Below are 24,406 nucleotides of genomic sequence, written 5' to 3'. Positions count from 1 at the left end.
CCCGGTCGAAGTGACCACCACACTCGCACAATTAGGATTTAACTGTGAAGTCCTAAAGGACAAAGTTTGTGTTTAATCTGAAGGTAAATGGCTGAGTTTTGGGAAGAGTCCTTTAAAGACAAGCGCGAGATGTGGGGTTTGGAGCCAGCTAAATCCAGCATTTTGACCAATGATCTCTTTGTGGAACAGGGTGTGAAAAGTGTACTCATTCCAGGGATTGGATACGGAAGAAATGCCAAAATTTTCATGCAGAATGGCATGTCTGTGACAGGGATTGAAATTTCCCAAACCGCGATTGATATGGCTAAAAGCCACTTCGGGAATGACCTGATAATCTTTCATGGTTCGGTCACAGATATGCCTTTCGATGACCACTTGTATGATGGAATTTTTTGTTACGCATTAATTCACCTATTGGATCAGCATGAAAGGCTCAAACTAATCCGGGATTGCTATGACCAACTCTCAGACCATGGTGTGATGGTGTTTACGGTCATCACGCGAGAAGCACAGACCTATGGCCAAGGGACCCGCATAGGCAAGGACCGGTTTGAAATGTTCGGAGGAGTGAAAATGTTCTTCTACAATGAAGAGACTGTAGAGGAGGAATTTGGTGCATCGGGATTGTTTGAGATTTCTGAGGTGAATGAAAATTATCCGTTTTATATGATCAAATGCCGGAAAAGCTAATCACTGCCTAGATGAGGGTTCGATCTGTTGATAGCATCCCCCCATTACGTTTTTAGATTCCCGCCTTTTCATCAGGTTATCCCGGGATTCGGGGAGCGACCAATGCCCGCATTCTGTTTTTTAATAATTACAATTTATTTCCGGATTGGGATACACTAATTATCTTTAGCCAAAATGATTTGATTAATCAATCAAAATTTATCAAAAAATGAGCGACAAACCCTGGTTATCTAGTTACCCCAAAGGAGTTCCCCAAACCATAGATGCGGATAAATACAGCTCTCTACCGGAGCTTTTTGTCGAATCGAGAAGTAAGTACGGAAGCAAGCCTGCCTATGAGAATATGGGTAAACAGATCACTTTTGAGGAGCTGGGTGTGCTCAGTGACCAGTTTGCCTCCTACCTTCAGAATGTACTGAAACTACAGCCTGGGGACAAGATCGCCATTCAGTTGCCCAATGTGCTGCAAAACCCCATAGCCATGTATGGAGCCCTGAAGGCGGGGCTTACCGTGGTGAATACCAATCCGCTTTATACCGCTTCAGAGATGAAGCATCAGTTTGTAGACTCGGGAGCCAAGGCCATTGTGATCCTGGCCAATTTTGCCTACAACCTGGAAGCTATTTTGAAGGACACCCAAATAGAACATGTCATTGTCACGCAGCTCGGCGATTTGTTGGGTGGTCTGAAAGGTGCACTGATCAACTTTGTGGTAAAGCGCATCAAAAAGATGGTGCCTGCCTACCAGCTACCCACTGCAGTCACTTTCAATGAGGCCCTCAAACAAGGGAGTGCTCATTCGTTTGTGGCTCCAAAAATCAACCCTGAAGACCTTGCGTTTCTGCAGTATACTGGTGGTACCACCGGAGTATCCAAAGGTGCCATGCTCACTCATAGAAACCTGATTGCCAACCTGCAACAGATCGAGGCGTGGCTGGCCGAAACCAACCTGGTGGAAGGTGAAGAAATTTTCATAGCGGCACTTCCGCTTTACCATATTTTCGCGCTCAATGCCCACGCACTGCTGCCGGCAAAGCTGGGGGCTAAGAACATCCTGATCACGAATCCACGGGATATGAAGGGATTTGTGAAGGAGCTGAAAAAGCACCCGTTTAGCCTCATCACAGGCGTGAATACCCTTTTCAACGGACTTCTGAATACTCCGGGATTCAGCGAGCTGGACCACAGCACCATCAAAGTAGCCCTGGCCGGAGGCATGGCTCTGCAGCGAGCGGTTTTTGACAAGTGGGAGCAAACCACCGGCAAGAAAATAGCCGAGGCGTATGGACTCACCGAGACATCACCGGGACTGTGTATCAACCCAATGGGAGAGGGCAACCGGGTAGGCACCATCGGACTGCCGCTGCCAGAAACGGACGTGCTGCTGCTGGACGAAGAAGGTAAAGAGGTAGGACCGGGAGAAAAGGGCGAACTGTGTACCAAAGGCCCACAGGTGTTTTTGGGGTATTGGAACAAACCTGAGGAAACCGAGAAGTGCTTCATCAACGGCTATTTCAAGACCGGCGATATTGCCACCATGGACCCTGATGGTTATTTCCGGATCGTAGACAGAAAGAAGGAAATGATCCTGGTATCAGGATTCAATGTATTCCCCAACGAGGTAGAGGACGCCATCGCTTCACATCCGAAGGTGCTGGAAGTAGGGGTGATCGGCGTGCCGGATGCCAAATCTACGGAGGCTGTAAAGGCCGTGATCGTAAAGAAAGATGGCAGTCTTACCGAAGAAGAAATCAAAGCGTTTTGTAAGGAAAACCTCACGGGCTATAAGTGTCCCAAGCATGTGTCTTTCACCTCAGAGCTTCCAAAATCCAACGTTGGTAAGATTTTGCGCCGGGTCATCAAAGAGGAAGATGCCAAGGTAAATACCTACGATTAAGGCATTTTGTGTTTGTACAGCCCGGTCAGGTCTTTGAACGGAATGGTGAGGATGATGGGACTTTGCGCATTGGAGGAGATTTCGTCCGCATTGTAATAAAACACGATCCCCGATTTGCTCACCCCAAAATCTTCGCTGAGGCTGAACTGATCATTGTCGAACAGGAAGCCCTTGTCAGATAATTGCTCTTCGGGGGCTATGTTGTATTGTTTTCTGAATTCCTTTTCGGCCAGATCCTGCAGCTTGGAGGTACTGTTGACAAAGTAGCGAAGCTCTTCTATTTTTTCCCCGTCGGCGGCAATATTCAGATAGGAAACGGACGAATTGGGGTGAACACCACCAGTGTAGCTGGCATGATTGATCACCAGCGAAATGAAATTGCGATCTGTTTTACCCACGGCCACTTCCAGACGGATGTACCAGGGCGTGATGCTCTCCGGGAAATTCTCCTTGAAGTCCTGATAGCTGGCGATGAACATTTTGCACAACTCGTCGGTGTCTTCTGTACCCTCTGCTTCCATGATGTAGTCACTCAGTGTGCGGTTGATTTCCTCAGTCAGCAGCGAGTTGATAGAGGCATGCGTGTCATGCCCGGCTGCAAACACCGGGTAACTGATGCTCACCTCAGAACAAGCTTCAGGCGCACAGTTTGCACTTTTCTTCTGCACAGTCTGTATTTCAAAGTCGTAGCTGACTGGCTTATATTCCGTCACTTCAGCAGGGGTTTCGGTTTGTTTTTTGGTGGTATCACAAGCAACGATACTCCCCAGTAAAAGTGCAAATAGGGAAATTGAACGTGTTTTTGGGAGGATTGAACTATAAAATTCGGGCAGGAAGTAAATTTTCATTTGTTTTGTAACCATTAAGTAACAGAATATACAAGCTATATCACCGCTTAAATTTTGTGAATAGTTTCCACATGTAATAATCGTCTTACAATTTCTTTTAAACGTATGAATTTTAAAATTTTACTTTCTGCGGGCATGATATTATGCTCTTCGCTGCTTTTTGGACAGGTAAAAGACACTACCTATTGGGTCTCAGGTGGCTTTGTAGCAGCCACCTTTTCACAGGTTTCACTGAGCGACAGCTGGTCAGCTGGTGGTACCGAAAACGTTGCCATCAATGGAGCCACAGGACTCTTTGCTGATTATAAGAAAGCCAGAAGTACCTGGGAGAATTCATTGGACCTGGGCTACGGCATGATCAACCAGAACAATCAGGGCTTTCAGAAGTCTGATGACAAAATCAACTTTGTGACCAAATACGGATACCGAATCAAGGAAGGCAATGCCAATTGGTTTTTTAGTGGCTTGCTGGATTTCAGAACTCAGTTTGATGAAGGGTTTACCCAAACAGAAGATGGAAGGGACAGTTTGATTTCTAAGTTTATGGCGCCTGGCTACCTGACCATGGGTCTTGGAATCGACTATAAGCCTAATCCTAAGTTGTCTTTCAATTACATTCCCCTCACCGGGAAGTTCACCTTTGTGAACGACCAGACACTGGCAGACAAAGGTGCCTATGGTGTGGATCCGGGTAGCAAGTCGAGGGCTGAGCTTGGATCTTTTTTGAGGATCAAGTATAAGGATGAGGTGTTGAAAAATGTGAATGTTGAGACGAGATTGGAGCTGTTTTCAAACTACATAAAAGATTTCGGAACGATCGATGTGAACTGGCAGACCACCGTGGTGATGAAAGTGAACAAAGTGCTTTCGGCCAACCTGTTCACTCACCTGATATACGATAAAGACATCAAAACCCAGACAGATGAGGGTGAAGAAGCCCGGGTACAGTTCAAAAGTGTATTTGGTGTGGGTCTGGCTTACAATTTCGGAGCTCAGAGAGCCAAATAATAAAGATTTAAAATTTCAAAACATCGGTTAAGCGATGTAGTATGAAGAGGAGGACCCGCTTATTTAGATGGCGGGTCTTTTTTTAGTTATTGCCCTGCAATCATCTACATTTGCTGACCCAAATTAATTGCATAATCCGAATATGAAAAATTGCCTGTTCTTTACAGTTTTTATCCTGGTGAGTGTACTTCAAGTATCCGCCCAACGCACCGTAGATCATCAAAATTTATATTGGGTAAAATACCAGGCTGTTATCCCGCTTTCGGAGCAATGGCGTCTAAAACCAAGTATCGAGGATCGCAGATACTTTGATGGCAACAGGCAGCATATGTGGTTGTTCACGTTGGATGCCGACCGGAAACTGAAAAATGGCTGGATGGCAGGTGTGGGCTTCACCCGATGGACCATTCTGCTGCCGTCTGATCCTGACTCGGAGTTTGAGGTCACTCAGGGTGAGTGGCGACCATATGAGTACCTTACCCATTCCTCCAGGCTGTCTGAGCGGTTCACACTTAGCTCCCGGTATTTAATGGAAGAGCGCATTCGCAAGAACGTGGGTGTGGATCCGGTATCTGGTGCGCCGGTGATACAGGATGGTTACTTTTTTCATTTCAGGTTTCGAATGAAAGCTCAGATAGAATACCGATTGACCCCAGCAGATGCCAGCATACCTGTACACCTGGCTGTGTATGATGAGCTACTCGTGCAGTTTGGTACCGATAAGATTGACAATATTTTTGATCAAAACCGAATTTCAGGATTGCTGAAGGTAGGTGTGGGCAAGCAGACCGATGTGTCGCTCGGCTACATCAACTGGTACCAGCAGGCTCCGTCAGGCTCGGCTTATGTACAGCGGAATATTCTCACACTGTTGGTTAATCAGAAATTTTAGAAGTCTCGATCACCATCGGTTGTGTTTTGATGTGGATGTCGCGCTGAGGGAAAGGGATTTCTATGTTTTCCTCCTTGAATCTCCTGAAAATCTCGAAGTACAATTCACTTTTTAACACACTGGGGCGATCCGTGTGCGTAGCTGTCCAAACAGCCAGATAGAAGTTGAGGGAGCTGTCTCCGTAGGCATCAAAAAGTACTGTGGTTTCCGGCATTTTGAGCACATGAGGATTTGCATCAGCCACTTCAAGCAGGATTTTCTTAATCTTTTCAGGATCTTCATTGTAGCTCACCCCCACGGGTATTTTGAAACGAATGTTGCGATCGTTGTGACTCCAGTTGATCACCCGGCTGGAGATAAACTCCGAGTTAGGTACGATCACGGAGATGTTATCATTGGTGAGCACCTGTGTGGCTCTGAACGAAATACTGATAACATTGCCTTGTACATCTCCCACGTCTATGCGATCTCCCACTTTGATCGGCTTTTCAAACAAAATGATGATGCCAGAGATAAAGTTGTCAGTGATGTTTTGAAGTCCAAATCCAATGCCAACACCGAGTGCTCCGGCGATAAGTGTAAGCACTGTAAGGTCGATGCCCGCAGATTGGATAATGACCACTGTGCCAACCAGAATGATGGCGAATTTGGTGACTGTGCCCACAGAAGCCTGCACACCAGTGTCCAACTGGGTACGGGTAAGGATCTTTTCAATCAATATCTTTTTAATGTATCGAGCGAAGAAAGTAAGCACGATAAAGGAGAAGATGATGTACAGAATAGTGGCCAGACTGATGTCGTTTTCACCCAGTTTGAAAAGTGAAGTTCCGAAAATGTCAACGAGCCTTTTGATGGCGATTACCAGGTCGGCCCATATTTCATTGAAAGTCTTTTCCATGATTTAAAAGTAATCTTTTAAGGCAGAAGTAAGGAACTGTCTCCATAACTTAAAAAACGATATTCGTTGGAGAGGGCCTCCTGATAGATTGTTTTCCAATCTTCCCCCACAAAAGCTGCCACCAGCAGTATCAGGGTAGACCCCGGAAGGTGAAAATTGGTGATGAGCCCTTTGCAAATTCTGAATTCGTAACCCGGGTAGATAAATATCTCGGTATGTCCCACCAGTACCTCGGTGTTGGCAGCATCCATCATCGCCAGCACATGCTCCAGGCTTTCTTTCCTGGAGATGACATGGTCAAAGGAATAGGCTGTTTCTTTGGTGATGTGAAATGCTGCTTCCGAATCTACTGAGAGTATTTGCCCGTACCAAAATAGACTCTCCAACGTGCGCATGCTGGTGGTACCCACGGATATGATCAGATCATTATCCAGCAGATTTTGAACATTTTGCTTCGTGATCAGCACCTGTTCGCGGTGCATGGGGTGCTCTTCCACGCTTTTAGCTTTGATGGGCTGAAAAGTACCTGCCGATACATGGAGGGTGAGGTAATCAGTCTGAATGCCTCTGGCTTTGAGCTCCGAAAGGATTTCGTCTGTGAAATGGAGCCCCGCAGTGGGAGCGGCCACTGCACCCTCTGCTTTCGAGTAGACCGTTTGGTACCGGGGTACGTCCTCCTTGGTGGCCGATCGGCCCAGGTAGGGCGGGAGTGGTATTTCCCCTATTTTGGTGAGGATATCCGAAAACGTATCTCCACTGGTCCAGTGAAAAGCCACCTGATCTTCGCTGAGGCGCTCGGCTGTGAGTACATGATGATCGATGGATAGCGTCAGTTTTTGATCGCTCTTCCATTTTTTGGCATTGCCGATCATCACATGCCACGTGCAGGAGGTTTTGCTGGTCATGGCTGCTTCGTAGACATTGGACGGGCTCACGGGATCCAACAGGAAAATTTCTATTCTGGCACCAGTCTCTTTGTGGAGAATGAGCCTTGCGGGGATCACTTTGGTATCATTAAAGACCAAAAAACTACCTTTTGGCAGAAGTTGTGGGGTCTTATTAAAAATTTGGTGTGTAATTTCCCCTTTTTGATAAACCAGGAGTTTAGCGTCTGACCGGTTTTCCAGCGGAAATTTTGCAATGTGCTTTTCCGGAAGTTCGTAAAGGAAGCTGTTCAGGTCTAAACTTTCTGAAGGCATTTTGATTCTAATCGTATGTTGAAGCTCGAATATAGGGACTACACGTTGGATTTTAAATTTGAAGCTGGCACAAGTAGGGGGATTTTGAAAGATCACCCGATCGTGCTCCTCAAAATTTATGATTCGGAGCATTCGGAAGTATATGGTTTGGGGGAAGCCGCACCGCTGCACAATCTGAGTCCTGAAAAGGTAGAGGATGTGAAAGAAGCGCTGGCTGCGCTCAGTCCTAAACTAAAATCCATACCAATGCCGGACTCTGAGGAGGAAGTTTTTGGTTTGGTTTCTCGCCTGGTGCTGCCCACGCTTCCCAGCCTGAGGATGGCTTTGGAGACCGCTTTTCTGGATTTGATCAACGGGGGCAGGCGATTGATTTTCAATAATGATTTCTATAGAGGGATCAGCGCCATTCCCATCAATGGACTCATCTGGATGGGTGCAGAGGATGCCATGCGCGAGCAGATAGCTGGTAAATTATCTGCAGGGTTCAAATGCATCAAAATGAAAATTGGGGCGATAGACTTTGAGCAGGAGCTTTCGCTGCTGAGATTTCTGAGGGCCCACGATCCGGATTTGATCATCAGGGTGGATGCCAATGGAGCCTTTGCTACGGATGAGGTTTTCTCAAGGCTCAGCCAGTTGGAGGAGTTGGGTATTCATTCTATTGAGCAGCCCATTATGGCTGGTCAGCATGAGGCCATGCAGCTATTGTGTAAGCGCTCACCCGTACCCATTGCCCTGGACGAAGAACTGATCGGCGTGAATGAATATTCTCAAAAACAGGAGCTTTTGAAGTTCATCAGGCCTCAATACATCATACTGAAGCCCACTTTGTTGGGCGGATTTGGAGCTACCCTTGAGTGGATATCCCTGGCAGAGCAGCAAGGGATTGGTTGGTGGCTCACCTCGGCATTGGAGAGCAATATCTCTTTGAATGCCATCGCGCAGTTCGCGGGTAGGTTTCCTTCGGTGGGCTATCAGGGGCTGGGTACCGGGCAGCTCTATCACAATAATATTGATTCACCACTGGAAATTGCAGGTGCTTTTCTGGGATACAATCAGGAGAGAACTTGGATGAATGTATTTTAGCGGAATTGATCTGGTAAGCCACCAGTTATCCGTTTGGAATGCCGCCAGACACGTTTATCCAACTTTGATTTTTACTACACGTACTACTCAAACAATTATCATTATATGATCATTAGAATTTCGTCAACCTTTCTCATTCTATTTTTCACCACCGTCTTGTTCGGTCAGGGTCAGGCAGATTACTCTTCCGGCGCTATTATTCAGCGGCTGGAAAAGCTGAACACACTGGGGTCTGTACTTTACATGGCCGCACATCCAGACGATGAAAACACTCAGTTAATAGCATACTTCGCCAACGGAGCACACTTTCGCACGGGGTATGTAGCCGCTACGAGAGGCGATGGAGGTCAGAATCTGATTGGTCCCGAAATCAGGGAAAGTTTGGGGGTGATCCGCACCCAGGAGCTGCTGGCCGCCCGGTCTGTGGATGGCGGGGAGCAGTTTTTCTCCCGGGCGAATGATTTTGGATACTCCAAAGATCCGGATGAGACCTTCAGGGTATGGGATCGGGATAAAGTACTGGCTGATTTTGTATGGGCCATTCGTCAATTCAGGCCAGATGTAATCATCACAAGGTTTAGTCGGGAGCCAGGTGTCACTCACGGTCATCATACGGCTTCAGCCATATTGGCCATGGAGGCATTTGAGAAGAGTGGTGACACCACAGTGTATCCCGAACAGCTCCAATATGTATCTCCCTGGGCACCAGCAAAGATTTTTTATAACATCGGTCTCTGGGCTTACCGAAGAAGCGGGCGGGTGTTTAATGATGAAGGGTATCTGAAGCTGGATGTGGGGCAATACAACACCCATTTGGGCAAGTCCTATACAGAGATCAGTGCACTGAGCCGAAGCATGCACAAGAGTCAGGGCTTTGGGTCTTCCGGGAGCCGGGGGGCTGATTTTGAATATTTTGAACAATGGGGTGGGGCTGAAACTGACCAGGCACTTTTTGAAGGCATCAATACCAGCTGGTCACGGGTGGCAGACTCTGAGGAAGTGGCATACTATCTGGCGGAGGCCAGGCGTAACTTTGATACTGCCCAGCCAGCGAATATTTTGGGTGAATTGCTTAATGCGAGGAAGGCCCTATTGAAGATGCCTGATCAGTTTTGGAAAGAGGTGAAACTGGCTGAGCTGAGGGAGACCATTTTGGCCATTACTGGTACTTACCTGGAGCTGACGAGTGAAAAGCCTTTCTACGTGCCGGGAGATTCGATTAGGATCACCCTGGAGGTGATCAACAGGAGCCATGCCGACCTGACCCTTTCCTCGGTGACCCTGGATCAGAATGATGAACGCTTCATCTATAACCTTGCTTTGGAAAACAATCAGAAAAATCAGTTTTCCTATCAGTTTCCCCTTTCAAAAAGCACTCCTTATACCCACCCATACTGGCTGAATACAGATGCCACAGAAGGTATGTATTCGGTGAGCGATCAGCGATTGATTGGCTTACCTCAAAATCCTCCCGCATTGAAGGCACGCGTGTCACTGAGCTCAGAGGGTCAGTTTCTGGATTACGAAGTACCGGTGATTTTCAAAACCACAGACCCTGTGAAAGGAGAGGTGCGGAGCCCACTGGAAATCAGGCCTCCGGTGATGGTGAATCTGGATTCCAGAGCCTTAATCTTTGCAGGAAACAAGTCAAAAAAGATGCCGGTCAAGGTGATTGCCGGGCGAGATGATATATCGGGTCGAGTCACTTTGAATTTGCCTGAAGGCTGGAAGTCGTCACCAGATTTTTACGAGGTGGCCATTCAGGAAGCCGGAGGTGAACAGTCATTTGATTTCTCACTCACCCCACCTGAAGGACCATCAAATGCTCAGATATCCGCTGTGGTGGAGCTTTCGGATGGAAAGAAGTACGACCTGGGTAAAGAGGTGATTGCTTATGATCATATTCCCGTGCAAACGCTTTATCCAAAAGCACAAGTGAAGGTGGTGAAGTTGGATGTGGGTGAGCTGACCGGGCGCATCGGGTATATCATGGGTGCCGGCGACGAGCTGCCATTTAGTTTGGAGCAGATCGGATATCAGGTGGACATTTTAGATAAGGACGACGTGAGTGCCGGGAATCTGGCGCGATATGATGCCGTGATCCTGGGCATAAGGGCTTTTAACACCGTTCAATGGTTGAGTTTTAAGAATCAGGAGCTTTTTGACTATGTGAAAAAGGGTGGGAATGTGATTGTTCAGTACAATACCAGCCATCAGCTGGTGACTGAGGAGATTGCACCCTTTCCGTTGAAGCTCTCCCGTAATCGTGTCACAGTGGAGGAGGCTCCGGTGAAGTTTCTGAAGCCCAAACACCCGGTACTGAATACTCCGATCAAATTGAGTCCATCTGATTTCGATGGATGGGTACAGGAGCGGGGGCTTTATTTCCCCGGGGAGTGGTCGAAAGAATTTGTGCCGCTTTTGGGCATGAATGATCCTGGTGAAGAAGAGAAGCAAGGCAGTTTGTTAGTCGCTCCTTACGGAAAGGGGTTTTACTGCTATACGGGCATTTCATTTTTCAGAGAACTCCCGGCTGGTGTACCAGGGGCTTACAGGCTGCTCATCAATATGGTGTCACTAGGCAAAGCAGACAAACCCAAATAAAATATGGAAGAACCAAAGAATGACCGTGACCTGGCTACCCCGCCGTACTTCAAGAGCTGGAGTACCATTTATTGGCTGGTCATAGGCAATCTCGTGTTGATCATCTTTTTGTTATACCTGTTCAGCATTTCTTTCCGATGAATTATTTTGACCTGATTGTACTGTTTGGTACGTTGATTTTTATCGTGGCCTACGGAGTGTGGCGTACCAGAGGGCAGCTGAATATTGATGGCTATTTTCTGGGGGATAAGTCGATGCGCTGGGGTACCATAGGCCTGTCCGTGATGGCCACTCAGGCCAGTGCCGTGACCTTTATTTCCACACCCGGGCAGGGCTATGAGAGTGGGATGGGATTTATACAGAATTACCTGGGGTTACCTATCGCCCTCATTATAGTTTCCGCCGTGTTTATTCCGATTTTTTACAGACTGAAAGTTTACACGGCCTATGAATACCTGGAGTCCCGGTTTGACCTGAAGACCAGAATGTTAGGGGCGTTACTTTTTCTGGTGCAGCGGGGTTTGGCTGCTGGGATTACCATCTATGCTCCGGCAATCATTCTGTCCAGTATTCTGGATTGGGACCTTACAGCCACCATACTGGTGACTGGCACGCTCGTGATCATCTATACCGTCTCCGGCGGAACGAGGGCTGTGAGCATTACCCAGAAGCATCAGATGGCGGTGATCATGGGTGGGATGTTTGTGGCTTTCTTTATTCTCATCTCTTACATTACCGACTATGTGTCGTTTGGGGACGCGGTGAGTATTGCTGGTAAGCTGGAGAAGCTGAATGCCGTGGACCTGGATTTTAACTTTGAAAAGCGCTATACCATTTGGTCGGGATTGGCCGGGGGGCTGTTTTTGGCCTTGTCCTATTTTGGCACGGATCAGTCGCAGGTACAGCGCTACCTGGGAGGGCGCAATGTGACTGAAAGCCGCATGGGCCTGATGTTTAATGCTGTTCTGAAAATCCCGATGCAGTTCTTCATTTTGTTCCTGGGTGTGATGGTCTATGTGTTTTATCTGTTTTATGCTCCGCCCGTCCATTTTAAGGAGGTCTCGGTGCAGCGCCTGAATGATTCAGCCTATAAAACGGAATACCAGGACCTGGAGCGTACCTATGAGGGTCTGATGAATGAGCGGAAAGCCCTGGCTTTGGATTTTTCAAAGGCACCGCATGCCGAGTCTGAGACCATTGCACAGGAGCTGCAGAAGGTAGACAATGAGTCTGTAGCCGTGAGGCAGCAGGTGAAAGATCTGCTGGTGAAGATGGATCCTGAAATTGAAACCAAAGATTCTGATTACGTTTTTCTCACCTTCATTCTCACTTTTCTGCCTCACGGTCTGATTGGTTTGTTGATTGCTGTGATTTTTTCAGCGGCCATGTCGTCTACATCGTCTGAGCTGAATGCGCTCTCATCCACCACTACCATTGATTTTTACAAACGTCTGATCAATAAGGATGATAAGTATCATTTGTTTATATCCAAAGCCCTGACTTTGGTATGGGGAATTGTGGCTATTTCCTTTGCAGTACTGGCTAAGAATTCAGAGAATTTACTTGAGGCGGTCAACATAGTCGGATCCATATTTTATGGAACCATTCTGGGTATTTTCCTGACGGCCTTTTTCTTAAAGTATGTGAAAGGAAACGCCGTTTTTTGGGCGGCCATCATTGCACAAACCAGCGTGATTGTGTTTCATTTCCTGACCATCTACGGGGTTTTCACGTTGGGTTATCTCTGGTACAATGCCATCGGATGTTTTCTTACGATTGGGTTGGGTGTGCTCTTTCAGACCATTCAAAGGAAGGGATAGACTCACTCAAGGGATAAAAAAAAACGAGACCCCGTGGATTTCATCCACGGGGCCTCGTTCGTAGTAAGTGAGATTGTTATTACTTCAAAGAAGCAATAAAATCCTGGTTTCTTTTTACATATCCAAAATCACCATTAGGGCTGGCTTTGGCAATATCAAGTGACTTCTGAGCAGTGGCAATGGCTTCTTTTTTGTTGCCCATAGCTGCCTGAATACGTGCCTTGGTGTGTACATGCCAAAACTGCTGACCATTGTCTCCAATCGCCAGGTAGGTATTCATCCACTCCAAAGCTTGTGGCAAGTTTTTGTTTTGCGACAGGTAAAAACCTGCTGCCTGCACATAGTTAGAAGGATTTACCTTGGTCTTAGCTTCAATGTCAGCCATTACCTGCTCTACAAAAGATACCTCCAGAGGTACTTTTACAGATACATCACTCCAGGTAAGTTCAATGTTAGCTTTGGTATTGTCCTCACTGATGTCTGAGATGTTGAAGGTCAACGCTTCCACTGGTGAAGATAGTTTCTCTGCCTTCACAGTGGCTTTTACCACTTCGTTCTTAGCATCGTATCCATTCACGTTTCCCCCGAGGCTCAGGTCGCTGTAAAGCATGAAAGACCATTCGTCTTTGCCTGGGATGGTGAAGATGAGGTACTCACCTGCTGGTACTTTTGTTCCGGCTATTGTGGCTTCAGTGCTCAGAGTGAGTTTGGATCCTGAGTTGGCACCAGTTCTCCAGAGTTGTCCGTAAGGCTGCAGAAACTCGCTACCTTCTCCAAATATTTTTCTGTCCTTTACTTTTGGACGGAAGTAGTCGATGCTCACCTCTGTGAGGCCTACCACGCTGGAAACAGAGCCTGCCGGACTTGCCTGCGGAGTGTTGATTTGTGCCATGGCAGTACCATACGCGCATAAAAAAGCTAATAAGGTTAGTTTTGTGATTTTACTCATCATATTCAAGAAATTTGTGTTTAAGATATGTTTGATCTTTCATCTTACGAAAAACTGCCGCAATCGTTCTATAATCATTCAGATGTAGTACATGTAGCTAAAGAGTTATTAGGTAAGTATGTTTTCACAAACATAGATGGAATTATCACAGCAGGCAAAATCGTCGAAACAGAGGCTTATTGTGGTAGAAATGATCGGGCATGTCATGCTCATGCAGGCAGAACTGAGCGCACTAGGGTGATGTTCGAAAAGGGCGGGGTAGCCTATGTTTATTTGTGCTATGGAATTCATCATTTGTTTAATGTGGTATCAAATGAGGAAGGATTGGCCGATGCGGTGTTGATACGTGCGGTGGAGCCAGTGTTGGGTATGGAAACCATGCACATTCGGCGTGGGAGTAAGGTGCCGTTTAGCAAACTTACGGCCGGACCAGGTACGTTAAGTAAAGCTCTTGGTATTCAGAAAAAGCACAATGCGTTGGATTTATGTGGAGATACTCCAGAGGAGTTGGAAATAGAAGCAACCACGAGGGTGGGGGTGGGCTATGCAGGCGAGGATGCGCTACTTCCGTGGCGGTTTTATATCAGGGACCATCCTTTTGTAAGTGTAAAAAAAAGAAATCCCTGACCTAAGGGCAGGGATTCCGGATGCTTTCATACACTTGTTTAACTTTACAGCTGAGATTGGAGCCTCTTTGTATTGTTCAAAAATATATAAGATTTGTACCAAATAAAAATCTTCACAATAAATCATTGAATATTTATATAATGATCAGAAACATTGTTTTCACCTTTTTGCTTGTTGTTTCTTTTTTATGTGGTGCTCAGGTGCAATTTTTTGGGAGCCCTGAATCCTTAAAGCCTTTGAATACCCCGAGTAGTGAGAATTACATTTTCTTGGATTTTGACAATAGCCAATTATACTTCTCACGGGCCCATTTCGCAGGGAACAAAGGTGGATCAAAGGATAAAGGCGACATATGGGTGAGTGCCTACGACAGTGCCTGGGCGACGGCATCCAATATGTCTTTGAACGACGATCAATTCACAGCTCCGGCGGGATTGACACCTGATGGACGTTATTTTCTCTTTCACAAGGTGTGGTTCTCTGTTGGAATGCATTACGGCGGAGTATTTGCCAAGCCACTGGATGGGGGAGAAGTTTTTCAGGTAGACATACCATTTTTCAAAAATCGTTCACCTATTCAGACCGGTACCATTTCTGCCGATGGCAGGTATCTGCTGCTAAGCCTGGAAAACAATCTGGGCTATGGGGTGGATGACTTGTTTATGTGCAGGCTTCAGCCAGATGGTTCATGGTCCGCACCCAAAAATCTCGGAAACGTGGTGAATACTGCGTTGCAGGAGCTGACGCCATTCCTCGCTGAGGATAATAAGACACTTTACTTTGCATCGAATGGACTGGGAGGCCAGGGTAGTTTTGATATTTTCCAGTCCCGGAGACTGGATGATACCTGGCAGAATTGGTCCTCACCTGTGAACCTGGGCAGTGCCGTGAATACCCCGGGAGCTGAAACTTCCTTTGCTTTCTCCTCCGATTCAGATTACGCTTATTTTGTCTCTACCCAGAATAGTGATGGCTATGGAGATATCAAGCGGATCAGGATTACATCGGATATAGTGGCAGAAGTGAGGAATGATACCGTGGTGAGCATGGTGGCCACCGCAGAGGTCGAAGTTTTTCTGACGGTGTACCTGCTCGATAAGATTTCGGAAGCGCCCATTCAAGGTACCGGACAGGTGGTGTTGGAGGGAGATACCAGCCTCTATTCCACAAATGGGAAGGGCGAGATACAGATTCCTGACCTGGGTCAACCTTTGAATTTTGAATTTAAAGCGGATGGCTATTTGTCCTCCAAGAGAATTCTATCCCGGGATGATTTTGCCTCGGGGGTATCGGCGAAGGTGTTGTTGGATCCCTTGTCTACGGGCAATACCATCACCCTGGAGCACGTACTTTTCTACAGGGGCACGGCCAACTTTGTGGAAGGGTCTGAAGAAGAACTGGACCTGGTCGTGGAAATGATGAACGAAAACCCTGAGGTTAAGATTTTCCTTAAAGGTCACACCGATAATGTGGGCAACGAACAGCTCAATGTGTACCTGTCTAAAGAGCGGGTGATTGCGGTCACGGAGTATCTGGTATCCAGGGGAATTGCGGCCGGGCGGATAAGTGGTGAGGGCTATGGAGGCTCTCAGCCAGTTGCCAGCAACGCGGACGAGGCTTCCAGAAAGCTGAACCGGCGCGTGGAGTTTGAGGTGGTGAGAGACTAGAAGCCTGCGGCCTTATCGTCCCCACGGGGGTCAGCTCCTCCTTCCAGTCGGCCATCTTCGCGCACAAGAATGCAGTCGTTACGACCAATTTTGTCCACAAACTCAAAGGAATGGCCAAGTTGTTCCAGCTCTTCAATGGTTTTCAGGCTGATGGCATCTGTCTCGGCTTTGATCTGGTCTGGGAGCCACTGGTGATGAACTTTTTTGGCTGATACCGCCTCCTGCATGGTCATCTCATAGTCGATCACGTTGAGCACGGTCTGGAAGACGGATGTGAGTATTGTGGCTCCTCCCGGCGATCCGAGTACCATTTTGAGTGCCCCGTCTTTTTCCACAATGGTGGGTGTCATAGAGCTCAGCATTCTTTTTCCAGGAGCAATGGCGTTGGCTTCCGCCCCGATCAGTCCAAAGAAATTGGGCACTCCCGGCTTGGAACTGAAGTCATCCATCTCATTGTTGAGTACAAAGCCGGCACCTTTTACCCATACTTTGCATCCGTAGTTGAGGTTGAGGGTGGTGGTGGTAGAGATGGCGTTCCCATCAGCATCTACAATGGAAAAGTGAGTGGTCTCAGGAGATTCGTAAGGAACTTCACCCCCTTGCATATCGGTCGAAGGGGTCGTTTGATCAATGGAAATGTCTGCAAACCTGGATGCGTTATAATCCGGGCTAAGGAGCTGCTGTACGGGAACCTGAAAATAATCGGGATCTCCGAGGTGTTTGGATCGGTCAGCAAATACCCGCCGTTCTATTTCGGCCATGAGGTGTACGGCATTGGTAGAGTTGTGTTCGTATCGACCAACATTCAGTAATTCGGCACCCTGGAGCATCTGCAATACTGCTACCCCACCACTGGACGGAGGAGGCATACTAATGACTCTGTGCCCTCTGTAGGTGCCTACCAGTGGAGTTCTCCAGATGGCTTCATAGTTTTGCAGGTCCTCGTGGGTAACCAGCCCGTTTCCACGTTGCATTTCCTTCACAATTTGTTGGGCGACAATCCCTTTATAGAAGCCATCCCTACCAGAGTCTCTGATGAATGAAAGCGTGGCAGCCAGCTGTGGTTGATTCACATAATCATTGGCTTGCCAGCCGTTTTCTCTCACTACCCAGGGGCGATAGTGGTTGGCTTGCCTGAAATCCTCTTGTTTCTCATTCAAGGCCTCAGCCTCATTGGCTGTGATGAGGAATCCTTCGAAAGCCAGGTCGATAGCGGGTTGCACAAGGTCTGCCCACGGAAGGCTGCCATATTTTTGGTGTAACTCCCACATACCAGCCACGCTCCCCGGTACACCGGCTGCCAGGTGTCCGATGGTACTTAATTCACCGACTACATTGCCCAGTGAATCCTGAAACATCTTTCGCTCCGCCTGAGCAGGTGCTTTTTCTCTGAAATCAAGTGCGGCAATGCTCCCGTCTGTCAGTCTGATGACCGAAAAACCACCACCTCCTATATTTCCCGCTCGTGGGTATACCACGGCTAGCGCAAATTGAGTGGCCACTGCCGCATCTATGGCATTTCCTCCCTGTTTGAGGACATTGAGACCGACCGCTGTGGATAAAGGATGTGCCGAAACGACCATGGCATGATCACCCAGTGCTCCCACCTTGGGGGAAGTGGTGAGATTGCAGGACGAAAAAGTGAGCGCAAGTAATAACAGTATGTAAATCCTACTGGTCATTAATTTTCTTGGTACGGTTTAGGGATTTGTACTTCTTGATGTGGACACGCTTTTTGCCACGATCCTTTTTATCGTCATATGGCCGAAAGTGCTTCCTTGATTTGGTAATCGGAATCTTATAGTAGGAAGCATGGCATCCGGAAAAAGCCAATCCGCTTACCAGCAGGACGAGCACCAACACTCCTGTACGCAGGTTTTTGATCCAAATCATCACCGAAAAGCTAGTCAATATTCCGCAGACGAAATTATGCCTCTGTCAATTTCGGGTTCTTTGTATTGGGTGCTGGCTTCACTTTGATGGAAATCCCATCATTGATCGCGGTTTTTTTGAAATCCTCAATGGTTTCTAAAATATCCTCATCAATGAAAATCGACTCTGTTTCGTCAAAAACGACATGTGAGTTAGGCGGAATCCCTCTTAAGGTTTTTCTCAAAAAGGCCTTGTTCAGAAAACTTACGTCTTTTTCCAGGGTGATGACAAAATTGTCAGGGCCCAATTCTTTCAGGGTGATGGCCTGATGTAGGTTAGCCTTCACCACATAGTAAAGACCGACCACTATACCAATGGTGATACCGATGAGGAGGTCTGTGAAAAGAATCGCCAGTATGGTGATCAGAAACGGTAAAAACTGTGAGGTCCCTTTAGCATATAAGCCTTTGAAAATGGACGGTTTACTAAGTTTGTAGCCCACCAGCAAGAGTACCGCTGCCAGCGCCGACAAAGGGATCATATTGAGGAAGCCGGGAAAGAAAATAACTGACATGGCTAGAAGTAAACCATGAAACACTGCTGAAACCTTCGTTTGACCTCCTGAGCTGATGTTGGCTGTACTTCTTACAATTACCGCTGTAACGGGTAGTCCGCCCAGAAGACCTGAAACCATATTGCCAGTACCCTGTGCTTTGAGTTCCTGGTTAGTACTCGCGATTCTTTTGTAAGGATCCAGTTTGTCTACAGCGTCCAGACTCAACAGGGTTTCCAAGCTAGCGACTATAGCAATGGTGAAAGCCGTGATGTAAACATTTACATTCAGGAGCTGCGAAAAGTCAGGAGCAGTAAGGAATCCCAAAAACTCTGAGACGGAACTACTGATCGGTAAGGTGACCAGATGTTTACTTGAAAGTACAAAATCAGGGAGAAATTGACGGAATAACACCGCATTGGCAAAAATGCCCCATGCTACAGCTACCAGTGGGCCGGGGATTACGTTGGTCCATTTCTGTTTCCTCATAAATGGCCTCTCCCACAAGATCAGGATGGCAATGGCAATCATGCTGATAAGCAGTGCTCCTTTATCAATGTTCTGAAGGGCCATGATGATCTCAGTGAACGTATTTTCACCATCGGGCTGATAGAAACTCTCGTCACCTTCATAGTCACGATCGTCACCCAGTGCGTGAGGTATTTGCTTTAATATCAATATTAGGCCGATGGCTGACAACATACCCTTGATTACCGACGAAGGGAAGAAGTGACCAATTATACCTGCCTTGAGCATACCAAGAATGAACTGAATAAGCCCGGCAAGAAAGACGGCCAGAAGAAAGGATTCAAAGGCCCCAAGTGATTCTATCGCATTGAGCACGATTACCGTAAGTCCTGCAGCAGGTCCACTTACACTCAGCTGTGAGCCACTGAGGGCACCCACGACTATACCGCCCACTATTCCCGCAATGATACCTGAAAAAAGAGGTGCTCCTGAGGCCAGAGCGATTCCCAGACATAAGGGTAAGGCCACAAGTGCCACTACCATTCCCGCAGGAAGATCATTCTTCAAATTTTCGCCAAAGTATTTTTTCATCCCTTTTTATAGTTTTATTCTAACTAAAGGCAAAAATGAAAAATTTGTTTCGATATGAATCATATTTTGGAAGATATGTAACGCGCACTCCGAGAAAAATTCTTTTCTGATGATTTCATATTTCCCGAGATGAGCAAGGGATAACTAATTGTTTATCAGTGATAAAAAATCATATAGTTAAAGGATTTTAGAAGTATATTCTTTCTTTTAATTGATTGTTTATTTATATTCCCACACTAGAATTTGATCAACCAATCAACAACCCTAATCAGCGAATGAAAATTAGTACTGAATCTACTCTCGACCAGAAGATTCCCAAAGGTTATCGTGTTTACCAAATCAAGGGCGTGGATGGAAGTATCCTGGCCAGAAAAGGAGGACCTTCAGCGGAAGACATTAAAAACAAAGCCACTTACGAAGAACTCAGAAACAACCAAAAGGAATTTGGTGTAGCGTCCATGATGTCTAAGGTTCTGAGAAATTCCCTGTCTGAAGGGATGTCAGAAATCTGTGAAACGTACGTATCCGGTAGGCTTACTGCTCAGTTTAGAAACATTGCTACATTCGAAGAAGGAAAATCAGGTACACGGCCCTTGTATCTCAGCAAGCACGGTCACAAGCTGAACGGTTTTGAGTTCAACACCACGGCACCTTACGAAGATATCTTTGGTGCGAAATACTTTGTGAAGTCAGGGAGTAGAAAGGGTCAGGTGATCCTGCACTTTCCCGCTTTCATTCCTGAGACCACTTTCAAGAAGCCTAAGGAGGCGACAAATTTCAAGATCAATGCGCGCCTGGTAGCTTTGTCCGATTACCAATATGACATGGGCCAGAAGGTATACCGTGCGGTAAATAAGGAGTTTCATGGTAAATACGGTTCTTATGAGAGCCCCATGCTTCCTTTGCTGAAAATACCCATTGAACCAATGACTGCACAGGTTTCATTGGACCTGAAGGAATTGCCTGATGAAATGGCGCTTTTTCTGGTGATGGCGGTGAGTTTTTACCGGTATGAAAATGGTAAATTTCAGCATTTGTCCAAGGAAAGTGGCATGACCATCAAGCAAGTTTATTAATCACTTCGCCTATTTACTTATAATGTGTATTCGAGTCGGGTAGGATAGAATAAGCCTATTGTTGGCACAAGTATGCTGTCGATGAGTCCTTCTTTTCTTACTCACGGAGTGCTGTCGAAATTAAACAAGGGGAAAGTATAAACCAGCGCTCAATATTTCGTTTGAGTAAATATGATGAGAAATTACATCGTATGGTTGGGCCTGTTTTGGATGGTCCTCTCAGTTGAAGCTCAGTCCAAATATCAGCGGGCGGAGGAGCTATACGAGAAAGCCCAACAGGAGTACAGAACCCGAAATTATCATGAAGCACTAGACCTGGTGAATCAGTCCATGCAGCTGGCACCCACAGCAGATGCTGCTTATCTGAGTGGGCTAGTGCATGAAGCCATGGGGCGGGACTTGCGAGCCGTTTCCTCCTATGAAGCCACCCTCAAGTTGGACCCCAGATATGATGAGGCCATTTTTCAAAAAGCTATTATTTATTTGAATTACGGAGATCCCGCTCAGGCACATGCTGATCTGAGTGTTTTGATCAATACAGAGGGTATTACTCAAACCAGGGGCGTTTATTTCCAGCTGGATCCAAGTGGTCAGGAGCAGAATCAGATTCTTTCTGTGAATAATCTGAGGTCAAAACTTTTTCATTACCGTGGGCAGGCCAGCGAAAAAATGGGCGAGTATGATGAGGCACTGGCAGATTACAATGAGGCACTCATGGTGGATACCCTGGCGACTTATTTAATTAGCAGGGCACTACTACATGAGAAAATGGATAACCAGGCGGGGGCATTGGCAGATTTGAAGCTGGCCATCACCCTGGACCGTGGAAATCAGCTGGCCTGGTATAATCTGGCGCTGCTAGATCCATCCGTGGTACTACCTGATGACCTTTTGGAAGATGAAAGTTTCGGACCCACGCTGAGTCTCCTGGCATCCAGGGCCATGTCAGAGGGTAATTATATTTTAGCTAAAAAGTACTTTGACAAAAGCATTCAAAATGATGATGCCGATGCACTGTCTTATATTAATCGGGGACGGATTTTACTGAAAATGAATCAGTTTGTGCTGGCACGGGCAGATTTTAATCATGCAAAGGCATTAGAACCCGAGAGGATTGAAATCTACTACCTCATTGGCAATTCCTTTTTTTATGAAAAGCAATTTGAGCGTGCAGCAGCGTACTACAATCAATACCTGACGGCTGATCCGACCAATGGCATGGTGTGGTACAATGGGGCCATGTCTTATCTGGAACTGGACAATAAAGAGGAGGCTTGCCATTACCTGCAAAGGGCAAATACTCTGGGAATGCTGCAGGCAGAGAAGGTACTAAAGAAGTATTGCCGATAGGATTTATTATTTTTGAGGTATGACAGCACCCAAGACCCCACTTAAAATAGACATGCACACGCATATCCTGCCGGAGAAGCTTCCCAATTTTGCGGAGAAATTTGGATATGGTGAGTTTATCAGCTTGCTCCATCACAGGCAGGGAGCCGCCCTGATGATGAAGGGGGATAAGTTTTTCAGAGAAATAGAAGAGAACTGCTGGGACCCTAAGGTGCGGATCAGGGAGTATGAAAAATTCAATACGAAAATACAGGTAGTTTGCACCATTCCGGTGATGTTTAGCTACTGGGCTGAGCCAAAGGATTGCCTGAATCTTTCTATGTTTTTGAATGATCACATCGCTGAGGTGGTGGCAAAACACCCTAAGCATTATATAGGGCTCGGTACCGTACCCATGCAGGACGTGGACCTGGCCATTGGGGAGCTGGAGCGAATGAAAGAATTGGGATTACCCGGAGTACAGATTGGGTCCAATATCAATCAGCACAACCTCAGCAAACCCCGGTTTTTTGAGTTTTTCGAAGCTTGCGAAAAATTAGACATGGCCGTATTGGTTCATCCATGGGATATGATGGGGAAAGCGGATATGGAAAAGTACTGGTTGCCCTGGCTGGTGGGAATGCCTGCCGAAACTGCCCGGGCAGTAGCTTCTATGATCTTTGGGGGTGTGTTTGCACGATACCCCAAACTGCGTGTATGTTTTGCTCACGCCGGAGGGTCTTTTTTGACCACTATTGGGAGACTGGAGCGGGGGTTTGAATGTCGCCCGGATTTGGTGGCGGTGCACAACAACGTAAATCCTCGAGAATACCTGGGTAAATTTTGGGTGGATAGCATTACCCATGACCCGATGTTGCTCGACTATGTTATCAAGCTGGTAGGTTCTGATAAAGTATGTCTGGGTTCTGATTATCCTTTTCCTTTGGGAGATTTGGAGATAGGTAAGTTCATTGAGGAAATGAATTTACCTGAAGAAGATCTGGAAAATATCATGTATCGATCTACGCTGGACTGGTTGGGACTCGGATCAAAAGAAGAGGATCAAAAAGTGCTCAGTTCATTCAAAAAAGAAAATTAAAAAGCAGATCAAATAGTAAAAAAGAGTGGGGCGGCCGATTCATCGGCCGCCCCACTCTTTTTTACTTCTTCATCACCCTAAAGGACTTTTTGGAGTCAGGTAGTTCGATGATGACGTGATATACGCCTGCGCCAAGTTTCGAGAGGTCGAGTACGGCTTCTTTGGACTCAAAACTCACATGTTGGTCATAGATGGTTCTGCCGGTCACATCGAGGATCATCACCCTGCTATCTGGGATGATCACCGTAGACCTGATGGACAGGTGATCCTGGGTAGGGTTAGGGTAGATGGTCCAGCTGATATTGGAGGCTTCCATTACCACATTGATGATTTCTGTGAACCCTTCATATCCATCCAGATCTACTTCTCTGATTCGGTAGAAGTTGTACCCATCAGGTGCATTCTGGTGGGTAAACTGATAATTATTGACCAGCTCCTTGATATTGACAGCCTGTACGGAGCCTATTACTTTGAAGTCTTTGCTGCCTCCGGTGCTGTGTAGCACGTCGAAGTGGCTGACATTGACTTCATTGGCAGTAGTCCATTTGAGGTTTACATTTTCGTTTTGAACGGTACCTGAGAATGCAATAAAATCAAGCGGGAGCGGCACATCTGAGCCATCCAGGATGTTGGGGGTACCATCATCATCCCGGTCGGGTACACCATTGACGTTACCATAGAAATCTCCATTCTGATTGGGATCAAAAAGGTTGATCAACCCATCACCGTCATCATCCAGGAAGTAGGCACTCTGTGGATCAAGTAGGTTGGGTATCCCATCTCCATCTGAGTCATTGAGGTAGTCAGGTGTGCCATCAGCCGGACTGGTGTCACCAGTAGGGTAGAGGGTATTGGAGGTGGCAGCGTTGGCGGCATTGTAAGCAGTGACCCTGTTGATGTAAGAGGTTTGGTAGTTGGTAGGTCCGGCTTCATAGAATCCTTCTTCAAAATCCGGGATGTTATCATCTTCCGAGTCCGTATCGATATAGTTGGGTCGCCCGGTGCCATCAGTATTTGGAATAGTGAGCGGTGTTCCGCCATTGTCCACATCCACGGAGTTGCCCAGCCCGTCACCATCAGTATCCCCGAAGGAGTCGAGCTTTCCATCTCCATTGTAGTCATTTCCTCCTGCTTCGAGCAGGTCTGTGATGCCATCATTGTCACTATCCAGATCGAGGAAGTCCGGTATACCGTCCCCATCCGTATCCGGGTTGGCCAGGGTAGAGACTGATC

At 46.9% G+C, this 24,406-nt stretch carries 21 protein-coding genes; 13 read left to right on the top strand and 8 right to left on the bottom strand.

The genetic code is table 11. The features are described from left to right. Positions 1-87: 87 nt before the first annotated feature. Both GV030_RS17465 and GV030_RS17460 read left to right on the top strand, forming a co-directional pair. Positions 88-690 (top strand): bifunctional 2-polyprenyl-6-hydroxyphenol methylase/3-demethylubiquinol 3-O-methyltransferase UbiG, encoded by a 603-nt coding sequence (locus tag GV030_RS17465; protein WP_159584649.1) that lies wholly within the window; start codon positions 88-90, stop codon positions 688-690. Between the two features lie 208 nt (positions 691-898). Next, positions 899-2,587: an AMP-binding protein gene (locus GV030_RS17460; RefSeq protein WP_159584648.1), complete on the top strand. Its 1,689-nt coding sequence runs from the start codon at positions 899-901 to the stop codon at positions 2,585-2,587. Here GV030_RS17460 and GV030_RS17455 read toward each other — a convergent pair. Then, positions 2,584-3,435, bottom strand: coding sequence for a DUF3298 and DUF4163 domain-containing protein (locus tag GV030_RS17455; RefSeq protein ID WP_159584647.1), 852 nt, complete (start codon positions 3,433-3,435; stop codon positions 2,584-2,586). The genes GV030_RS17460 and GV030_RS17455 overlap by 4 nt on opposite strands. A 105-nt stretch (positions 3,436-3,540) precedes the next feature. On the opposite strand from GV030_RS17455, the gene GV030_RS17450 reads away from it, so the two are divergent. Both GV030_RS17450 and GV030_RS17445 read left to right on the top strand, forming a co-directional pair. Continuing rightward, the gene (locus GV030_RS17450; protein WP_159584646.1) at positions 3,541-4,443 is read left to right on the top strand and encodes a DUF3078 domain-containing protein; all 903 of its coding nucleotides are present in this window, start codon (positions 3,541-3,543) and stop codon (positions 4,441-4,443) included. A gap of 142 nt (positions 4,444-4,585) precedes the next feature. Continuing rightward, on the top strand, positions 4,586-5,335 hold the full coding sequence (locus GV030_RS17445) for a DUF2490 domain-containing protein (protein ID WP_159584645.1): 750 nt from the start codon (positions 4,586-4,588) through the stop codon (positions 5,333-5,335). Here GV030_RS17445 and GV030_RS17440 read toward each other — a convergent pair. After that, positions 5,319-6,233 (bottom strand): mechanosensitive ion channel family protein, encoded by a 915-nt coding sequence (locus tag GV030_RS17440; protein ID WP_159584644.1) that lies wholly within the window; start codon positions 6,231-6,233, stop codon positions 5,319-5,321. The two genes, GV030_RS17445 and GV030_RS17440, sit on opposite strands and share 17 nt — an antisense overlap. Before the next feature lie 17 nt (positions 6,234-6,250). Continuing rightward, positions 6,251-7,432 (bottom strand): S-adenosylmethionine:tRNA ribosyltransferase-isomerase, encoded by a 1,182-nt coding sequence (locus tag GV030_RS17435; RefSeq protein ID WP_159584643.1) that lies wholly within the window; start codon positions 7,430-7,432, stop codon positions 6,251-6,253. 15 nt (positions 7,433-7,447) lie between these two features. On the opposite strand from GV030_RS17435, the gene GV030_RS17430 reads away from it, so the two are divergent. The 4 genes from GV030_RS17430 to GV030_RS17420 all read left to right on the top strand — a co-directional run bounded on the left by GV030_RS17430 (position 7,448) and on the right by GV030_RS17420 (position 12,942). Further along, complete coding sequence (locus tag GV030_RS17430) at positions 7,448-8,518, top strand: o-succinylbenzoate synthase (protein ID WP_159584642.1); 1,071 nt, start codon at positions 7,448-7,450, stop codon at positions 8,516-8,518. Positions 8,519-8,623: 105 nt separating this feature from the next. Next, a complete protein-coding gene (locus GV030_RS17425) occupies positions 8,624-11,122 on the top strand; it encodes a PIG-L family deacetylase (RefSeq protein ID WP_159584641.1) in 2,499 nt (832 codons plus the stop codon). A gap of 3 nt (positions 11,123-11,125) precedes the next feature. Next, the gene (locus GV030_RS21505; RefSeq protein WP_185155835.1) at positions 11,126-11,263 is read left to right on the top strand and encodes a hypothetical protein; all 138 of its coding nucleotides are present in this window, start codon (positions 11,126-11,128) and stop codon (positions 11,261-11,263) included. After that, positions 11,260-12,942 (top strand): sodium:solute symporter, encoded by a 1,683-nt coding sequence (locus tag GV030_RS17420; RefSeq protein ID WP_159584640.1) that lies wholly within the window; start codon positions 11,260-11,262, stop codon positions 12,940-12,942. The genes GV030_RS21505 and GV030_RS17420 overlap by 4 nt, the downstream gene beginning before the upstream one ends. A gap of 79 nt (positions 12,943-13,021) precedes the next feature. Here the strand turns inward: GV030_RS17420 and GV030_RS17415 are convergent, their stop codons facing one another. Beyond that, the gene (locus tag GV030_RS17415) at positions 13,022-13,894 is read right to left on the bottom strand and encodes a DUF2911 domain-containing protein (protein WP_255465527.1); all 873 of its coding nucleotides are present in this window, start codon (positions 13,892-13,894) and stop codon (positions 13,022-13,024) included. Between the two features lie 24 nt (positions 13,895-13,918). Here GV030_RS17415 and GV030_RS17410 point away from each other — a divergent pair, with 24 nt between their 5' ends. Both GV030_RS17410 and GV030_RS17405 read left to right on the top strand, forming a co-directional pair. Next, a complete protein-coding gene (locus GV030_RS17410; protein WP_159584639.1) occupies positions 13,919-14,518 on the top strand; it encodes a DNA-3-methyladenine glycosylase in 600 nt (199 codons plus the stop codon). Between the two features lie 140 nt (positions 14,519-14,658). Beyond that, positions 14,659-16,185 (top strand): OmpA family protein, encoded by a 1,527-nt coding sequence (locus tag GV030_RS17405; RefSeq protein WP_159584638.1) that lies wholly within the window; start codon positions 14,659-14,661, stop codon positions 16,183-16,185. Here the strand turns inward: GV030_RS17405 and ggt are convergent. Genes ggt through GV030_RS17390 form a run of 3 tightly spaced genes read right to left on the bottom strand, consistent with a single transcriptional unit; the run spans position 16,182 to position 19,669 of the window. After that, the gene (ggt, locus tag GV030_RS17400; RefSeq protein WP_159584637.1) at positions 16,182-17,867 is read right to left on the bottom strand and encodes a gamma-glutamyltransferase; all 1,686 of its coding nucleotides are present in this window, start codon (positions 17,865-17,867) and stop codon (positions 16,182-16,184) included. The genes GV030_RS17405 and ggt overlap by 4 nt on opposite strands. Then, a complete protein-coding gene (locus GV030_RS17395) occupies positions 17,857-18,078 on the bottom strand; it encodes a hypothetical protein (RefSeq protein WP_159584636.1) in 222 nt (73 codons plus the stop codon). Before GV030_RS17395 ends, ggt begins: the two co-directional genes overlap by 11 nt. A 34-nt stretch (positions 18,079-18,112) precedes the next feature. Then, positions 18,113-19,669: a SulP family inorganic anion transporter gene (locus GV030_RS17390; protein WP_159584635.1), complete on the bottom strand. Its 1,557-nt coding sequence runs from the start codon at positions 19,667-19,669 to the stop codon at positions 18,113-18,115. Positions 19,670-19,944: 275 nt separating this feature from the next. On the opposite strand from GV030_RS17390, the gene GV030_RS17385 reads away from it, so the two are divergent. The 3 genes from GV030_RS17385 (at position 19,945) to GV030_RS17375 (ending at position 23,173) form a co-directional block, all read left to right on the top strand. Then, positions 19,945-20,745: a hypothetical protein gene (locus GV030_RS17385; RefSeq protein ID WP_159584634.1), complete on the top strand. Its 801-nt coding sequence runs from the start codon at positions 19,945-19,947 to the stop codon at positions 20,743-20,745. Between the two features lie 171 nt (positions 20,746-20,916). Continuing rightward, entirely contained in the window at positions 20,917-22,095 is a 1,179-nt protein-coding gene (locus GV030_RS17380) for a tetratricopeptide repeat protein (RefSeq protein ID WP_159584633.1), read from the top strand. A 19-nt stretch (positions 22,096-22,114) separates the two neighbouring features. Continuing rightward, the gene (locus tag GV030_RS17375) at positions 22,115-23,173 is read left to right on the top strand and encodes an amidohydrolase family protein (RefSeq protein ID WP_255465525.1); all 1,059 of its coding nucleotides are present in this window, start codon (positions 22,115-22,117) and stop codon (positions 23,171-23,173) included. 61 nt (positions 23,174-23,234) lie between these two features. On the opposite strand, the gene GV030_RS17370 is transcribed toward GV030_RS17375, so the two are convergent. Next, positions 23,235-24,406 (bottom strand): T9SS type A sorting domain-containing protein (locus GV030_RS17370; RefSeq protein ID WP_159584632.1); only part of this gene is annotated, 1,172 nt, incomplete at its 5' end.

It is taken from the genome of Marinoscillum sp. 108 (genome assembly GCF_902506655.1).
Lineage (GTDB): Bacteria > Bacteroidota > Bacteroidia > Cytophagales > Cyclobacteriaceae > Marinoscillum > Marinoscillum luteum.
This window is presented reverse-complemented; position numbering and strand designations above follow the sequence as displayed.

Bases quoted from the DNA above. Each gene is read 5' to 3' on its own strand.
- GV030_RS17465 (WP_159584649.1), top strand. From the start codon at position 88: ATGGCTGAGTTTTGGGAAGAGTCCTTTAAAGACAAGCGCGAGATGTGG.
- GV030_RS17460 (WP_159584648.1), top strand. From the start codon at position 899: ATGAGCGACAAACCCTGGTTATCTAGTTACCCCAAAGGAGTTCCCCAA.
- GV030_RS17455 (WP_159584647.1), bottom strand. From the start codon at position 3,435: ATGAAAATTTACTTCCTGCCCGAATTTTATAGTTCAATCCTCCCAAAA.
- GV030_RS17450 (WP_159584646.1), top strand. From the start codon at position 3,541: ATGAATTTTAAAATTTTACTTTCTGCGGGCATGATATTATGCTCTTCG.
- GV030_RS17445 (WP_159584645.1), top strand. From the start codon at position 4,586: ATGAAAAATTGCCTGTTCTTTACAGTTTTTATCCTGGTGAGTGTACTT.
- GV030_RS17440 (WP_159584644.1), bottom strand. From the start codon at position 6,233: ATGGAAAAGACTTTCAATGAAATATGGGCCGACCTGGTAATCGCCATC.
- GV030_RS17435 (WP_159584643.1), bottom strand. From the start codon at position 7,432: ATGCCTTCAGAAAGTTTAGACCTGAACAGCTTCCTTTACGAACTTCCG.
- GV030_RS17430 (WP_159584642.1), top strand. From the start codon at position 7,448: ATGTTGAAGCTCGAATATAGGGACTACACGTTGGATTTTAAATTTGAA.
- GV030_RS17425 (WP_159584641.1), top strand. From the start codon at position 8,624: ATGATCATTAGAATTTCGTCAACCTTTCTCATTCTATTTTTCACCACC.
- GV030_RS21505 (WP_185155835.1), top strand. From the start codon at position 11,126: ATGGAAGAACCAAAGAATGACCGTGACCTGGCTACCCCGCCGTACTTC.
- GV030_RS17420 (WP_159584640.1), top strand. From the start codon at position 11,260: ATGAATTATTTTGACCTGATTGTACTGTTTGGTACGTTGATTTTTATC.
- GV030_RS17415 (WP_255465527.1), bottom strand. From the start codon at position 13,894: ATGATGAGTAAAATCACAAAACTAACCTTATTAGCTTTTTTATGCGCG.
- GV030_RS17410 (WP_159584639.1), top strand. From the start codon at position 13,919: ATGTTTGATCTTTCATCTTACGAAAAACTGCCGCAATCGTTCTATAAT.
- GV030_RS17405 (WP_159584638.1), top strand. From the start codon at position 14,659: ATGATCAGAAACATTGTTTTCACCTTTTTGCTTGTTGTTTCTTTTTTA.
- ggt (WP_159584637.1), bottom strand. From the start codon at position 17,867: ATGACCAGTAGGATTTACATACTGTTATTACTTGCGCTCACTTTTTCG.
- GV030_RS17395 (WP_159584636.1), bottom strand. From the start codon at position 18,078: ATGATTTGGATCAAAAACCTGCGTACAGGAGTGTTGGTGCTCGTCCTG.
- GV030_RS17390 (WP_159584635.1), bottom strand. From the start codon at position 19,669: ATGAAAAAATACTTTGGCGAAAATTTGAAGAATGATCTTCCTGCGGGA.
- GV030_RS17385 (WP_159584634.1), top strand. From the start codon at position 19,945: ATGAAAATTAGTACTGAATCTACTCTCGACCAGAAGATTCCCAAAGGT.
- GV030_RS17380 (WP_159584633.1), top strand. From the start codon at position 20,917: ATGATGAGAAATTACATCGTATGGTTGGGCCTGTTTTGGATGGTCCTC.
- GV030_RS17375 (WP_255465525.1), top strand. From the start codon at position 22,115: ATGACAGCACCCAAGACCCCACTTAAAATAGACATGCACACGCATATC.